Genomic DNA, 13,817 nt, shown 5'->3' with positions numbered 1-13,817 from the left:
CATGCCGCACGCGCGCGCGCCGTTTCGACCCGATGCACCGGATGCCTCGCCTCGCGCGAGCGAGCCGGGGCGCGACTTCGCGTTCACCAGCGCGGATTTCGCACGCATTCGCGCGCTGATTCATCAACGCGCGGGGATCTCGCTGTCCGAGCACAAGCGCGACATGGCGTACAGCCGTCTCGCGCGCCGCTTGCGGGCACGCGGCCTCGACACGTTCCGCGACTACCTCGACCTGCTCGAGCAGGAAGACGATCCGCTCGAGTGGGAAGCGTTCACCAATGCGCTGACGACGAACCTGACCGCGTTCTTCCGCGAGTCGCACCATTTCCCGATCCTGTCGGATTTCGTGAAAGGGCGGCCGGCGCCGGTCTCGGTCTGGTGCTCGGCGGCGTCGACCGGCGAGGAGCCTTACTCGATCGCGATCACGCTGATCGAGGCGCTCGGCGAATCGGCCGCGCGCGGCGCGTCGATCCTCGCGACCGACCTCGACACGCAGGTGCTCGCGAAGGCGGAGGCGGGCATCTACACGTACGACCAGGTCAAGCACCTGTCGCCGGAGCGGCTGAAGCGCTTCTTCCTGAAGGGCACGGGCGCGCAGGCCGGGCGCGTGAAGGTGCGTCCCGAGCTGCGCGCGATGATCCGCTTCGAGCAACTGAACCTGACCGATGCGGATTACGGGATCGCGAAGCCGTTCGACGCGATCTTCTGCCGCAACGTGATGATCTATTTCGACAAGCCGACCCAGGGGCAGGTGCTGTCGCGCTTCGAGCCGCTCGTGAAGCCGGGCGGGCTGCTGTTCGCCGGCCATTCGGAAAACTTCACGTATGTCACGCAGGCATTCCGGCTGCGCGGGCAGACGGTGTACGAACTGACCCGCGACGCCGCCCAGGGCGCGCGGCCGCGGGGCGCGCAGGCGAGCGCGATGCCGTCTGCCGCGCGCAGGCATGCCGCGGGCGCCGCATCCGCTCTTGGAGAGCGCGGATGAGCGCCCTGCCGATCGCCACCAATCGCTACTTCGACAACCACTTCGGCCGTCCAGGCGTGAAGCTGCTGCCGAACGAGTTCTACACGACGTCCGAGGACATGGTGCTGATGACCGTGCTCGGCTCGTGCGTCGCCGCGTGCCTGCACGACCCGTACGCGGGCATCGGCGGGATGAACCACTTCATGCTGCCCGACGACGGCGCCGATCCGGGCGCGGCCGCGTCGGAATCGATGCGCTACGGCGCGTATGCGATGGAAGTGCTGATCAACGAGATGATCAAGGCCGGCGGGCGCCGCGAACGCTTCGAGGCGAAGGTGTTCGGGGGCGCCGCCGTGCTGGCCGGGATGACGACGATCAACATCGGCGACCGCAACGCGGATTTCGTGCGCCGCTACCTCGCGCTCGAGCGCATCCGCATCACGGCGGAAGACCTGCAGGGCGTGCACCCGCGCAAGGTCGCGTTCATGGCGGCCACGGGGCGCGCGGCGGTGAAGAAGCTGCGGCTGCAGGTGCCGGGCGTCACCGAGCGCGAAGCCGCGCTCGCCCGCGAGGCCGATCGCGCCCGCGCCGCACGGCCGCGTCCGCAGGTCGAGCTGTTCGCGGCGAAGCGTCCGGCGCCGCCGCAGCCGACGCGCCCGCGCATCGAGCTGTTCGGCGCGCGCAGCGCGGCGCCGGCCGCCGGCGTGCGGCCGGCGAACCTATCAAGAAAGCAGGAGGCATGACCGCAGTGCAGAAGATCAAAGTGTTGTGCGTCGACGATTCGGCGCTGATCCGCAGCCTGATGACCGAGATCATCAACAGCCAGCCCGACATGACGGTGTGCGCGACCGCGCCCGATCCGCTCGTCGCGCGCGAGCTCATCAAGCAGCACAACCCCGACGTGCTCACGCTCGACGTCGAAATGCCGCGCATGGACGGGCTCGACTTCCTCGAGAAGCTGATGCGGCTGCGGCCGATGCCGGTCGTGATGGTGTCGTCGCTGACCGAGCGCGGCTCGGAAATCACGCTGCGCGCGCTCGAGCTCGGCGCGGTCGATTTCGTCACGAAGCCGCGCGTCGGGATTCGCGACGGGATGCTCGACTACGCGGAAAAGCTCGCCGACAAGATCCGCGCGGCGTCGCGGGCGCGCGTGCGCCAGGCGCCGCAGCCGCAGGCCGCCGCGCGCGCGACGGACAGCCACCCGGCCGCGCCGATGATCAACAACCCGCTCGTCAGTACCGAGAAGCTGATCATCATCGGCGCGTCGACGGGCGGCACCGAGGCGATCCGCGAAGTGCTGACGCCGCTGCCGCCGGATGCGCCGGCCGTGCTGATCGCGCAGCACATGCCGCCGGGCTTCACGAAGTCGTTCGCGCAGCGGCTGAACGGCCTGTGCCGGATCGCGGTGAAGGAAGCCGAGCACGGCGAGCGCGTGCTGCCGGGTCACGCGTATATCGCGCCGGGCCACGCGCACCTGTTGCTTGCGCGAAGCGGGGCGAACTATATTGCGCAACTGTCGGACGAGCCGCCGGTGAACCGGCACCGCCCGTCGGTCGACGTGCTGTTCCGCTCGGCGGCGACGCACGCGGGCAAGAACGCGCTCGGGGTGATCCTGACCGGGATGGGCCGCGACGGCGCGGCCGGCCTGCTGGAGATGAAACGCGCGGGCGCTCACACGTTCGCGCAGGATGAAGCAAGCTGCATCGTGTTCGGGATGCCGCGCGAGGCGATCGCGCTCGGCGGCGCGGACGAGATCGTGCCGCTCGCCGAGATGAGCCGTCGCGTGATGGCGCGCCTGGCGACGATGGGCGACCGCGTGCAGCGCGTTTGAATGGAATGTCACGGGGCGCGTGCCACGATACGCGTCCCGACGGAAACGAATCTGGAAAGGAACGACGATGGACAAGAGCATGAAAATCCTGGTGGTGGACGATTTCCCGACGATGCGCCGGATCGTCCGCAACCTGCTCAAGGAACTGGGCTATTCGAACGTCGACGAGGCCGAGGACGGCGCGGCCGGCCTCGCGCGGCTGCGCGGCGGCGGTTTCGACTTCGTGATCTCCGACTGGAACATGCCGAACCTCGACGGCCTCGCGATGCTCAAGGAAATCCGCGCGGACGCGACGCTCACGCACCTGCCGGTGCTGATGGTCACGGCCGAGTCGAAGAAGGAGAACATCATCGCGGCGGCGCAGGCCGGCGCGAGCGGCTACGTCGTGAAACCGTTCACGGCCGCGACGCTCGACGAGAAGCTGAACAAGATCATCGACAAGATGGCGAAGACCGGGAGCTGACGTGAACGAGCCGATCCATGCCGCGCTGACCGGCGCCGGGTTCAGCGCCGACGGCCAGGCCGAAGGCGCCGATTTCGCGAGCGACCGCATTCTCGCGCGCATCGGCCATGTCACGCGCACGCTGCGCGATTCGATGCGCGAGCTCGGGCTCGACAAGCATGTCGAGCGGGCGGCGGAAGCCGTGCCCGATGCGCGCGACCGGTTGCGCTACGTCGCGACGATGACCGAGCAGGCCGCCGTGCGCGTGCTGAACGCGATCGAGGTCGCGAAGCCGATGCAGGAGCGCATCCAGAACGAGGCCGAGGCACTCGACGCGCGCTGGGCGCAGTGGTACGCGGCACCGATCGAGCACGCGGAAGTGCGCGAGCTGATGGACGATACGCGCACGTTCCTGCGCACGCTGCCCGAATCGGCTTCGGCCACCCGCGCGCAACTGCTCGAGATCATGCTCGCGCAGGATTTCCAGGATCTGACCGGGCAGGTGATCAAGAAGATCATGGACATGGTCTACCTGATCGAGCAGCAGCTCCTCACGGTGCTCGTCGAGAACATCGCGCCCGAGCGGCGCGAGCAGTTCGCGGCCACCGCGGCTTTGCTCGCGGCCGAGCAGATCAGCCCGACCGGCAGCCCCGAGTCGCTGCTGAACGGCCCGCAGATCGCGCCGGAAGGCAAGACCGACGTGGTCCAGGACCAGGGGCAGGTGGACGACCTGCTCGCCAGCCTGGGCTTCTGACCCTGCCGTAGGCATCGGTGCGCCGCATCTCGCAGCGGCGCCCGATGCCCGCTTCACCCCCTCCCCCACTGCTTCACCGCGCACGCGGCCCCGCGTTGCGCAGCGCGATCCTGCGTCAAATTGACACTTCGACACCCTCAGCAGGCATACTACGCGTCAGCAGCAACGTAGCGACATTCGTACGATTTCATCTGTTGGCAGGTGGCGCGGGCGCGATGGCCGCACCGCCGGCAACAAAGCCAGTCCCTTGGGGGGGAACGTGAAGCTGAAACGCTTGGGCTGGGCCGTCGCGCACGCGACGGCTGCAATGGGTGTGCTGTGGAGCGTCCACGCATACGCTGAACTGGGCGGCGCGCCGATGTCGCCGCCGGCGGACGATCAGGCCGCAACCGTGCGCGCGTTGCAGCGCGCGATGCGTTCGGCAGACGGCATGCAGACGAGCACGGCCGCCTATACCGTCCGCGAGATCACGCTCGGATCGGGCACCGTCATCCACGAATACACGTCGGCCGCCGGCAGCGTGTTCGGCCTCGCATGGCAAGGGCCGACGATGCCGGATCTCGCGTCGTTGCTCGGCAGCTATTTCCCGCAGTACACCGCAGGCGTCCAGGCGGCGCACCAGGCGCGCGGCTGGCGCGCGCCCGTGTCCGTCGACACCAGCGGCCTCGTGATCCGGACAGGCGGCCACATGGGCGCCTTCTCGGGCCAGGCATGGCTGCCGGCGGTGCTGCCTGCCGGCCTGACCGGCACCGACATCCAGTGACAGCGGGAGAGCGATCTTGAGAATTCCTCGTACATTCAAGCGCTGGCTCGGCGTGCTGGGCCTCGCGGCGGCGACGGCCGTCCTCGTGACGGCTTGCGGCGGCGGAGACGGCGGCGGCAGCAGCTCGGGCAGCAACGGCAACGGCGGCAACAACGGTAACGGCGGCTCGGACGGCAATTCCGGGAACACGGCCGTCATCACCGTCAACGCCGGCGTCGCGAACGTGATCAACATCCCGACCATCAGCCTGAAGGTCTGCGCGCCGGGTACGTCGAACTGCCAGGTGGTCAACAACGTGCTCGTCGATACCGCGTCCTACGGGCTGCGGCTCGTCGGCAGCGCCGTGTCGGGCGTGCTCGGCAGCCTCCCGCAGGTGACGAGCGGCGGCGCGCCGGTCGCCGAGTGCGGCAAGTTCGTGTCGAGCTACACGTGGGGCTCGGTGCGCACGGTCGACCTGTCGATCGGCTCCGAGCAGGCGAGTTCGCTGCCCGTGCAGATCATCGGCGACCTCGGCACGACCAACGTGCCGAGCTCGTGCACGAACGGTGGCGCGTCGGCCAACTCGGCGAGCGCGCTCGGCGCGAACGGGATCCTCGGCATCGGGCCGGCGCCGGTCGACTGCGGCACGACCTGCGCGACGTCGACGTCGACGAACAACAACTATTACGCGTGCCCGAACGGCAACAACGCGAACTGCACGGTCGCGCTCGTGCCGGTGGCGCAACAGGTGGCCAACCCGGTGCATCGCTTCGCCGACAGCAGCGGGGTGAGCGTGAGCATGTCGAAGATTTCGGACAGTGGGCAAGCCAGTGCAACCGGGACGCTGACGTTCGGCCTGCCCGACCTGACCGGGAAGACGGTGATGACGTCGACCACGACGGGCGACGTCAGCGCGACGTTCCAGGGGCGCAACGTGACCGCGTTCTTCGATACGGGTTCGAATGCGTACTTCTTCAACGATACGTCGGGCCAGTTGCCGACCTGCCCGAAGAACACGCAGTTCTACTGCCCGTCGACGACGATCAGCAATTCGGCGACGCTGACCGGCCAGAACGGCGTGAGCGGCACGGTGACGATGCCCGTCGCGAACGCGGATTCGCTGTTCTCGAACCCGTCGACGTTCGCGTTCGACGACATCGCGGGCCCGTTCGGTTCGTCCGGCTGGCTCGACATCGGCATGCCGCACTTCTACAACCGGACGATCTATTTCGGGATGGACAAGACCGCGAGCGGCGGCGCGGCGCCTTTCGTCGCGTTCTGACGCGGCACGGCGACACGCAGGACCAAGGGGGCGAGCGATCGCCCCCTTTTTTTTATTCGGCGGCCGTATGTGGCACGACGGGTCCGACCGGCGCGCCGCCGCGCGCGGGCACAGCGCCTACGATGTAATACCGGCACCCATGCCGGCACGACATCGAGGAGGCAGCGCCATGAACCCGCGCATACAACGCATCACGCCGTTCCTGTGGTTCGATCGCGACGCCGAGGCGGCCGCCGGTTTCTACGTATCGGTGTTCGACAACGCGCGCATCGTGCACGTCGCACGCTACGGCAAGGCCGGCGCGCACGCGTCCGGCAGCGCGGAGGGCGCGGTGATGACCGTCGCGTTCGAACTCGACGGGCAGGCCTTCGTCGCGCTGAACGGCGGCCCCGCGTTCCAGATCACGCCGGCTGTGTCGTTCGTCGTCAACTGCCGGGACCAGGACGAAATCGACCGCTACTGGGCGCGCCTGTCGGAAGGCGGCGACGAGCGTGCGCAGCAATGCGGCTGGCTGCGCGACCGCTTCGGCGTGTCGTGGCAGGTCGTGCCGGCGCAGATGAGCGAGCTGATGACGGGCGATCCGGCGCGCGCGGAGCGCGTGATGGCGCAGGTGATGACGATGAAGAAGCTCGATCTCGACGCGCTGCAGCGGGCAGCGGGCCAGGCGGGCTAGGCGGCGGGAATCCGTTGCAGGCGGCCAGCGCGCAGGCAAGCGACAGCAACGTAACGAGCGGATGACGGAGCAGGGTGCGGTTCGACCGGAATCGGCGAGTCATGGCGAAGCGTAGCGTGCTTTGCACGCCCGCGTAATGCCGGCCGGTTAATCGAATGCGGCACACTCGCCGCCGATTATCGATTGCACTCGATTTCATGCGGACGTAATCAAATGCTGGATTATCCGGGGCTGTCGTTTCTGTCAGGTCTTCAAGATTATTAAAATGACGCGGCATGCAAGTCGATGGCCCCGGATTCCGCTATTGCAGCCATTCCCGCACCATGCGGGGCGGCGAGACGGCCGGTGCGCGCACTACCCGGCATGTGAAAAGAGATGGAGTCCGCCGACATTCAAACATATAATGCCGGCGTTGTTTCCGGGGTCGTCTATATAAAACATGAGGGTAATAAAATGAATTTTTCCGAAGCCGTTCGTGCCGTACTCAATAAATACGCAACATTCGAAGGCCGTGCGCGTCGTGCTGAATACTGGTATTTCGTGCTGTTGACCACGGTGCTGTCGATCGCCGCGCAGATCATCGGCGTGGCCGGCCGCGACGGCGGCCTGATCACGCTGCTGCTGCTCGGCGTGCTCGCCCTGATTTCGCTGGCGCTGATCATTCCGGGCATCGCGGTCAGCGTTCGCCGCCTGCACGATACGGGCCGCTCGGGCTGGTTCCTGCTGCTCGGGCTGATTCCGGTCGTCGGCGGCATCCTGCTGCTGGTATGGACGTGCTCGCGCGGCACCGAAGGCCCGAACCGCTTCGGCGCGGACCCGATCGTGGCGGCCTGACCGACGCCTGCCCCGACGCGCGACGCCGCCGCGTCGGGGCCCGATTTCGCGTCGCCCCCGCTGCACCGCTTTACTGCCTCACCGTTTCCGCGTTTTTCCCCGCTTCACGCCGTCGCCGCTCCGCCCGGAGCCGACACCCGTCATCGCCCCCGCCGGCACGTTTTTCCGCCGCGCCGCACCCCGTTCCGTCCCTCGTCCGGCCCGCGTTCGCACCGGCTCGCCGATTCTCCGAAATACCCCCCTTTCCCGGCTTTGCTCGACCGATCGGCGTTTGACGCCTCCATGAATAATCGGTGTCACTGGAAAGCGGCATTCCGCCGTACCCGACTGGAGGCCCCGTGGCAGACGAGAGCGATCTCGACAAGACCGAAGCCGCCACTCCAAGGCGCCGCGAGAAGGCGCGCGAGGAGGGGCAGGTCGCGCGTTCGCGCGAGCTGGCTTCGTTCGCGCTGCTCGCGGCCGGGTTCTACGGCGCGTGGCTGCTCGCGGGCCCGTCGGGCGGGCATCTGCAGGCGATGCTGCGCGGCGCGTTCACGTTCGATCGCGCGACCGCGTTCGACACGAGCCGGATGCTGACGGCGGCCGGCAGCGCGAGCCTCGAAGGTTTCGCCGCGCTGCTGCCGATCCTCGCGCTCACCGGCGTCGCCGCGCTGCTCGCGCCGATGGCGCTCGGCGGCTGGCTGATCTCGTCGAAGACGTTCGAGCTGAAGTTCGACCGCCTGAACCCGATCTCTGGCCTCGGCCGGATCTTCTCGATCCAGGGGCCGATCCAGCTCGGGATGTCGTTCGCGAAGACGCTGGTCGTCGGCGGCATCGGCAGCATCGCGATCTGGCGCAGCAAGGACGAGCTGCTCGCCCTCGCGACGCAGCCGCTGCGCGTGGCGCTGCCCGATGCGCTGCACCTGATCGCCGTGTGCTGCGGCACGACGGTCGCCGGGATGCTGGTGGTCGCCGCACTCGATGTGCCTTACCAAATCTGGCAGTACAACAAGAAGTTGCGCATGACGAAGGAAGAAGTGAAGCGCGAGCATCGCGAGAACGAAGGCGATCCGCACGTGAAGGGGCGGATTCGCCAGCAGCAGCGCGCGATCGCGCGCCGCCGGATGATGGCGGCCGTGCCGAAGGCCGACGTGGTCGTGACGAACCCGACGCACTTCGCCGTCGCGCTGCAATACACGGACGGCGAGATGCGCGCGCCGAAGGTCGTCGCGAAGGGCGTGAACCTCGTCGCCGCGCGCATCCGCGAACTCGCGGCCGAACACAACGTGCCGCTGCTCGAAGCGCCGCCGCTCGCGCGTGCGCTGTATCACAACGTCGAACTCGAACGCGAGATTCCCGGCTCGCTGTACTCGGCCGTCGCCGAAGTGCTCGCGTGGGTCTACCAGCTCAAGCGCTTCCGTTCGGAAGGCGGCGCGTTCCCGGCGATGCCGGTCGATCTGGAGGTGCCGGCCGACCTCGACAAGGGCGCGTCGGTGTCCGCCGAAGACGAGCGCGAAGAACAGGAAGACACGCTCGGCAAGGGAGGCACTGCATGATTAGCCCCCACGCTCACTTTCGTTCGCTGCCCCCCGAGGGGGCGGCTGCCTCCCTTGGGGCGGCCCGGCAGGAGGCAGCATGAGCACCCCGACCGGCCTGTTCGCGAAGCGCCCGAACATGCTCGCGGGTACCAACCTGCGCGCGCTCGCGGGCCCGATCCTCATCTGCATGATTTTGGGGATGATGATCCTGCCGCTGCCGCCGATGCTGCTGGATCTGCTGTTCACGTTCAACATCGCGCTGTCCGTGATGGTGCTGCTCGTCAGCATGTACACGATGAAGCCGCTCGACTTCGCGGCGTTCCCGAGCGTGCTGCTGTTCTCCACGCTCCTGCGCCTGTCGCTGAACGTCGCGTCGACGCGCGTCGTGCTGCTCGAAGGCCACACGGGCCCGGACGCGGCCGGCCAGGTGATCGAGGCGTTCGGCCACTTCCTGGTCGGCGGCAACTTCGCGGTCGGCATCGTCGTGTTCGTGATCCTGATGATCATCAACTTCATGGTGATCACGAAGGGCGCGGGGCGGATCGCCGAAGTGTCCGCGCGCTTCACGCTCGACGCGATGCCCGGCAAGCAGATGGCGATCGATGCCGACCTGAACGCGGGCCTCATCAACGAAGAGCAGGCGCGCAAGCGCCGCCTGGCCGTGTCGCAGGAAGCCGAGTTCTACGGGTCGATGGACGGCGCGTCGAAGTTCGTGCGCGGCGACGCGATCGCCGGCCTGATCATCATGGCGATCAACGTGATTGGCGGGCTGATCGTCGGGATGGTCCAGCACGACATGAGTTTCGCCGCGGCCGGCACGAACTACACGCTGCTGACGATCGGCGACGGCCTCGTCGCGCAGATCCCGTCGCTGGTGATCTCGACCGCGGCCGGCGTGATCGTGTCGCGCGTCGCGACCGACGAGGACATCGGCACGCAGATCACCGGCCAGCTGTTCACGAACCCGCGCGTGCTGAACATCACCGGCGCGATCATCGTGCTGATGGGGCTGATCCCGGGCATGCCGCACTTCGCGTTCCTCGCACTCGGCGGCGGCGCGATCTGGCTGGCCCGCACGCAGACCAAGCGCGCGGCGGCCCGCAAGGCGGCCGGCGACCTGACCGACATCGCGCCGCCCGCGGTGCTGCCGGCGGACAGCCACGAGGCGACCTGGGACGACGTGCAGCTGATCGACCCGCTCGGGCTGGAAGTCGGTTACCGCCTGATCCCGCTCGTCGACAAGAACAGCGACGGCGAACTGCTCAAGCGCATCAAGAGCATCCGCAAGAAATTCGCGCAGGAAATCGGCTTCCTGCCGCCGGTGATCCATATCCGCGACAACCTCGAGCTGCGGCCGAACGCGTACCGGATCGCGCTGAAGGGCGTCGAGATCGGCGTGGGCGAAGTGTTCCCGGGCCAGTGGCTCGCGATCAACCCCGGCCAGGTGACGGCCGCGCTGCCGGGCGCCGTCACGCAGGATCCCGCGTTCGGGCTGCCGGCGGTGTGGATCGACGTCGCGATGCGCGAACAGGCGCAGGTGTACGGCTACACGGTGGTCGACGCGAGCACGGTCGTCGCGACGCACCTGAACCATCTGGTCGTCCAGCACGCGGCCGAGCTGCTCGGCCGCCAGGAAGTGCAGTCGCTCATCGAGCGCACCGGCAAGGATGCGCCGTCGCTCGTCGAGGACCTCGTGCCGAAGACGATCTCGCTGACGACGCTGCAGAAGGTGCTGCAGAACCTGCTCGAGGAAGGCGTGCCGATCCGCGACATGCGCACGATTCTCGAAGCCGTGTCCGAACACGCGGGCCGCGGCGACGCGTTCGAGATCACGGCCGCGGTGCGGCTGTCGCTCGGCCGCGCGATCACGCAGCAGTGGTATCCGGGCACCGGCGAAATGCAGGTGATGGGCCTCGACTCGAATCTCGAGCGCGTGCTGTCGCAGGCGCTCGCCACCGGCGCGAACCCGGGCCTCGAACCCGGCCTCGCGCACAACCTTCTGACCGGCACGCAACAGGCGATGCTGCGTCAACAGAATCTCGGGCTGCCGCCCGTGCTGCTGGTGCAGCACGCGCTGCGCGCGATGCTCGCGCGTTTCCTGCGCCGCAGCCTGCCGCAATTGAAAGTGCTGTCGTATGCCGAAGTGCCGGACACACGCACGATCAAAGTCGTTAACGTCATCGGGGGTTCCGCTTGAACATTCGCAAATTCACCGGCGCAACGAGCCGCGACGCACTTCGTCTGGTGCGCGAGGCGCTCGGCGCCGACGCGGTCGTGCTGTCGAACCGCACGCTCGATGACGGCAGCGTGGAAATCGTCGCCCTGGCAGATTCGGACCTGGCCGCCGTGGCCCCGCCGGCCGCGGCACGCCCGCGCGTCGCCGCGTCGCGCACGCCGGAATCGGTGCCGGCTGCCGCCGTGCCGGGCATCGTGTCGCGCCCGGGCGCGCCGCTGGCCCGCCCGACGGTCAATCCGTATGCGGCAGGCGAAGGCGGGCTGCCGGACGTGTTCTCGTCGGTGTTCGGTGCAAGCGCCGACGCGGACGAGGCGACGGCGCAACCTTCGGCGCTCGATGACGAAGCGCCGGCAGCGGCAGCGCCGTCTTCCGCGGCCGCCGCTCCAGCCGCCGCCGCACCGGCCGCCGCCTCCGAACCCGCGCCGTGGCTCGTCGAGCACGCGAAGCGCCTGACGCAGCAGCGCGACGCGCTGATGGCGCGTGCGCAGGCGACGCCCGCCGCGCCGCCTGCGAGCGCGCCTGCCCCGCAGACCGCCGCGAGCGCGACGCCGCCCAACTGGGCGCGCGACATCGTGCGCGACGCCGAACGCCGGATGCCGGCCGCCGCCACCCGCGCGCCCGATACGAACACGAGCGCCGCGTACGCCGCGAAGGCGGCCGAGCGCACGCGCCTGTCCGCCGACGCGGCCGCCGCGGTGGCCGACGCCGTGAAGTCGCGCATCGAGCGGATCGTCAACGATACGGTGATGCAGGAGCTCGGCGAACTGCGCGGGATGATGGCCGAGCAGTTCGACAGCCTGATGTGGCACGACCGCCAGCGTCGCAGCGCCGTGCATGGCGCGCTGACGAAGCACCTGTTCGCGGCCGGTTTCTCCGCGCAGCTCGTGCGGATGCTGGTCGACAACATGCCGGCCGGCGACGGCGCGCAGACCTTCGAACAGGCCGCCGAATGGGCGCAGTCGGTGCTCGCGTCGAACCTGCCGGTGCTCGACAGCGAAGATGCGCTGATGGAGCGCGGCGGCGTGTTCGCGCTGATGGGGCCGACGGGCGTCGGCAAGACGACCACCACCGCGAAGCTGGCCGCACGCTGCGTGATGCGCTTCGGCGCGAGCAAGGTCGCGCTGCTGACCACCGACAGCTACCGGATCGGCGGCCACGAGCAACTGCGCATCTTCGGCAAGATCCTCGGCGTGCCGGTGCACGCGGTGAAGGATGCGGGCGACCTCGCGCTCGCGCTGTCCGAGCTGCGCAACAAGCACATCGTGCTGATCGACACGATCGGCATGAGCCAGCGCGACCGCGCGGTGTCCGACCAGATCGCGATGCTGCACGGGGCGAACGCGCCGGTGCAGCGCCTGCTGCTGCTCAACGCGACCAGCCACGGCGACACGCTCAACGAAGTCGTGCAGGCATACCGCAGCGCGGGCGAGCATCCGGACCTGGCCGGCTGCATCCTCACGAAGCTCGACGAGGCGACCCACCTCGGCGGCGTGCTCGACACGGTGATCCGCTACAAGCTGCCGATCCATTACGTGTCGACCGGCCAGAAGGTGCCGGAGAACCTGTACGTCGCGTCGACCAAATTCCTGCTGAAGAGCGCGTTCTGCGTACCGCGTGACGGCTCCCCCTTCGTGCCGCAAGACGAGGACATGCCGACGCTGCTTTCCGCACTGACCGCACGTTCCACCGCCGAGCTTCACGAGGTGCGATTTGGATAAACGAATCATCGACCAGGCCGAAGGGCTGCGGCGCCTGCTGGCCGGGCGCGCGTCACGCATCGTCGCGGTGGCGGGCGGGCCGGCGGGGGTCGGCTGCACGTCCACCGTCGTGAACCTGGCGGCGGCGCTCGCGTCGCTCGGCAAGGATGTGCTCGTCGTCGACGAGCGTACCGACGTGCATTCGGCCAGCGCGACGCTGGCGGGCGCGTGGCTGCGCGACGGCGAGCGCACGCGGGTCGCGGCCGGCTTCGGCCTGTGCGCCGCGGCGCGGCTCGCACGCACCGGCTACACCGACGCGCAGCTGAGCGATTTCATCGACGGCCCGGCCGACATCGTCCTCGTCGACGCGCAGCTCGGCGCCGACGGCTCGTTCTCGGCGCTCGCCCGCGAAGCGCACGACGTGCTGGTCGTCACGCGGGTCGCCGCGCAGGCGATCACCGAGGCGTATGCATACATGAAGCGGCTGCATTTCGCGCACGCGTTCGCGCAGTTCCGCGTGCTGACCAATCACGTTGGCAGCCACGCGGACGCGAAGGTCGCGTTCGACAACCTCGCGGGCGTCGCGAGCCGCTACCTGACGGTGTCGATCGCCGACGCGGGCTGCGTGAGCGCCGATCCGCTCGTCGAGCATGCGCGCGAGCTGACGCGTGCCGCGGTCGACGCGTTCCCGTCGTCGGCCGCCGCGCGTGACTACCGGCAGATTGCCGCCGACCTGCTGTACTGGCCGATGCGCCCGCACTCGGGTGCCGGCCGCGCCGTGCACGCGGGCGGCAAGCCGTCGTATGAGGCGGGCGCGGCACACGCCGCGTGAGCGCCACCGCAAG

General features: G+C 68.7%; 13 protein-coding genes. All 13 read left to right on the top strand.

Annotation, left to right across the window (positions count from 1 at the left end; all coding sequences use genetic code 11):
* Nucleotide 1: 1 nt before the first annotated feature.
* Nucleotides 2–985, top strand: coding sequence for a CheR family methyltransferase (locus CFB34_RS23255; RefSeq protein ID WP_089438978.1), 984 nt, complete (start codon nucleotides 2–4; stop codon nucleotides 983–985).
* Nucleotides 982–1,707 (top strand): chemoreceptor glutamine deamidase CheD, encoded by a 726-nt coding sequence (gene cheD / locus CFB34_RS23250; protein ID WP_089438979.1) that lies wholly within the window; start codon nucleotides 982–984, stop codon nucleotides 1,705–1,707. Before CFB34_RS23255 ends, cheD begins: the two co-directional genes overlap by 4 nt.
* On the top strand, nucleotides 1,704–2,795 hold the full coding sequence (locus CFB34_RS23245; RefSeq protein ID WP_089424237.1) for a chemotaxis response regulator protein-glutamate methylesterase: 1,092 nt from the start codon (nucleotides 1,704–1,706) through the stop codon (nucleotides 2,793–2,795). The genes cheD and CFB34_RS23245 overlap by 4 nt, the downstream gene beginning before the upstream one ends.
* 67 nt (nucleotides 2,796–2,862) lie before the next feature.
* Nucleotides 2,863–3,258 carry a chemotaxis response regulator CheY gene (gene cheY, locus CFB34_RS23240; RefSeq protein WP_039346818.1) on the top strand — a complete coding sequence of 132 codons (396 nt, stop codon included), beginning with the start codon at nucleotides 2,863–2,865 and terminating at the stop codon, nucleotides 3,256–3,258.
* A gap of 1 nt (nucleotide 3,259) precedes the next feature.
* Nucleotides 3,260–3,991, top strand: coding sequence for a protein phosphatase CheZ (gene cheZ, locus CFB34_RS23235; RefSeq protein WP_089424238.1), 732 nt, complete (start codon nucleotides 3,260–3,262; stop codon nucleotides 3,989–3,991).
* A gap of 259 nt (nucleotides 3,992–4,250) precedes the next feature.
* Nucleotides 4,251–4,754: a DUF2844 domain-containing protein gene (locus CFB34_RS23230; protein ID WP_089438980.1), complete on the top strand. Its 504-nt coding sequence runs from the start codon at nucleotides 4,251–4,253 to the stop codon at nucleotides 4,752–4,754.
* Nucleotides 4,755–4,770: 16 nt separating this feature from the next.
* Nucleotides 4,771–6,015 carry a DUF3443 family protein gene (locus CFB34_RS23225; RefSeq protein ID WP_089438981.1) on the top strand — a complete coding sequence of 415 codons (1,245 nt, stop codon included), beginning with the start codon at nucleotides 4,771–4,773 and terminating at the stop codon, nucleotides 6,013–6,015.
* Between the two features lie 169 nt (nucleotides 6,016–6,184).
* Nucleotides 6,185–6,688, top strand: coding sequence for a VOC family protein (locus CFB34_RS23220; RefSeq protein ID WP_089438982.1), 504 nt, complete (start codon nucleotides 6,185–6,187; stop codon nucleotides 6,686–6,688).
* Nucleotides 6,689–7,141: 453 nt separating this feature from the next.
* The gene (locus CFB34_RS23215; protein WP_089438983.1) at nucleotides 7,142–7,522 is read left to right on the top strand and encodes a DUF805 domain-containing protein; all 381 of its coding nucleotides are present in this window, start codon (nucleotides 7,142–7,144) and stop codon (nucleotides 7,520–7,522) included.
* Nucleotides 7,523–7,860: 338 nt separating this feature from the next.
* On the top strand, nucleotides 7,861–9,057 hold the full coding sequence (gene flhB / locus CFB34_RS23210; RefSeq protein ID WP_089438984.1) for a flagellar biosynthesis protein FlhB: 1,197 nt from the start codon (nucleotides 7,861–7,863) through the stop codon (nucleotides 9,055–9,057).
* Nucleotides 9,058–9,136: 79 nt separating this feature from the next.
* Complete coding sequence (gene flhA / locus CFB34_RS23205; RefSeq protein ID WP_089438985.1) at nucleotides 9,137–11,236, top strand: flagellar biosynthesis protein FlhA; 2,100 nt, start codon at nucleotides 9,137–9,139, stop codon at nucleotides 11,234–11,236.
* Complete coding sequence (flhF, locus tag CFB34_RS23200; protein WP_089438986.1) at nucleotides 11,233–12,993, top strand: flagellar biosynthesis protein FlhF; 1,761 nt, start codon at nucleotides 11,233–11,235, stop codon at nucleotides 12,991–12,993. The genes flhA and flhF overlap by 4 nt, the downstream gene beginning before the upstream one ends.
* A complete protein-coding gene (locus CFB34_RS23195) occupies nucleotides 12,986–13,804 on the top strand; it encodes a flagellar biosynthesis protein FlhG (RefSeq protein WP_089438987.1) in 819 nt (272 codons plus the stop codon). The genes flhF and CFB34_RS23195 overlap by 8 nt, the downstream gene beginning before the upstream one ends.
* The last annotated feature ends 13 nt before the right edge of the window (nucleotides 13,805–13,817 follow it).

The organism is Burkholderia sp. HI4860 (assembly GCF_002223045.2).
Lineage (GTDB): Bacteria > Pseudomonadota > Gammaproteobacteria > Burkholderiales > Burkholderiaceae > Burkholderia.
The sequence above is the reverse complement of the archived record's forward strand: the minus strand, read 5'-3'. Positions and strand labels throughout refer to the sequence as shown.

What these genes read in the sequence shown, in the direction of transcription:
- cheD (WP_089438979.1), top strand. Translation starts at nt 982, where the DNA reads ATGAGCGCCCTGCCGATCGCCACCAATCGCTACTTCGACAACCACTTC.
- CFB34_RS23255 (WP_089438978.1), top strand. Translation starts at nt 2, where the DNA reads ATGCCGCACGCGCGCGCGCCGTTTCGACCCGATGCACCGGATGCCTCG.
- CFB34_RS23215 (WP_089438983.1), top strand. Translation starts at nt 7,142, where the DNA reads ATGAATTTTTCCGAAGCCGTTCGTGCCGTACTCAATAAATACGCAACA.
- cheY (WP_039346818.1), top strand. Translation starts at nt 2,863, where the DNA reads ATGGACAAGAGCATGAAAATCCTGGTGGTGGACGATTTCCCGACGATG.
- CFB34_RS23245 (WP_089424237.1), top strand. Translation starts at nt 1,704, where the DNA reads ATGACCGCAGTGCAGAAGATCAAAGTGTTGTGCGTCGACGATTCGGCG.
- CFB34_RS23220 (WP_089438982.1), top strand. Translation starts at nt 6,185, where the DNA reads ATGAACCCGCGCATACAACGCATCACGCCGTTCCTGTGGTTCGATCGC.
- flhA (WP_089438985.1), top strand. Translation starts at nt 9,137, where the DNA reads ATGAGCACCCCGACCGGCCTGTTCGCGAAGCGCCCGAACATGCTCGCG.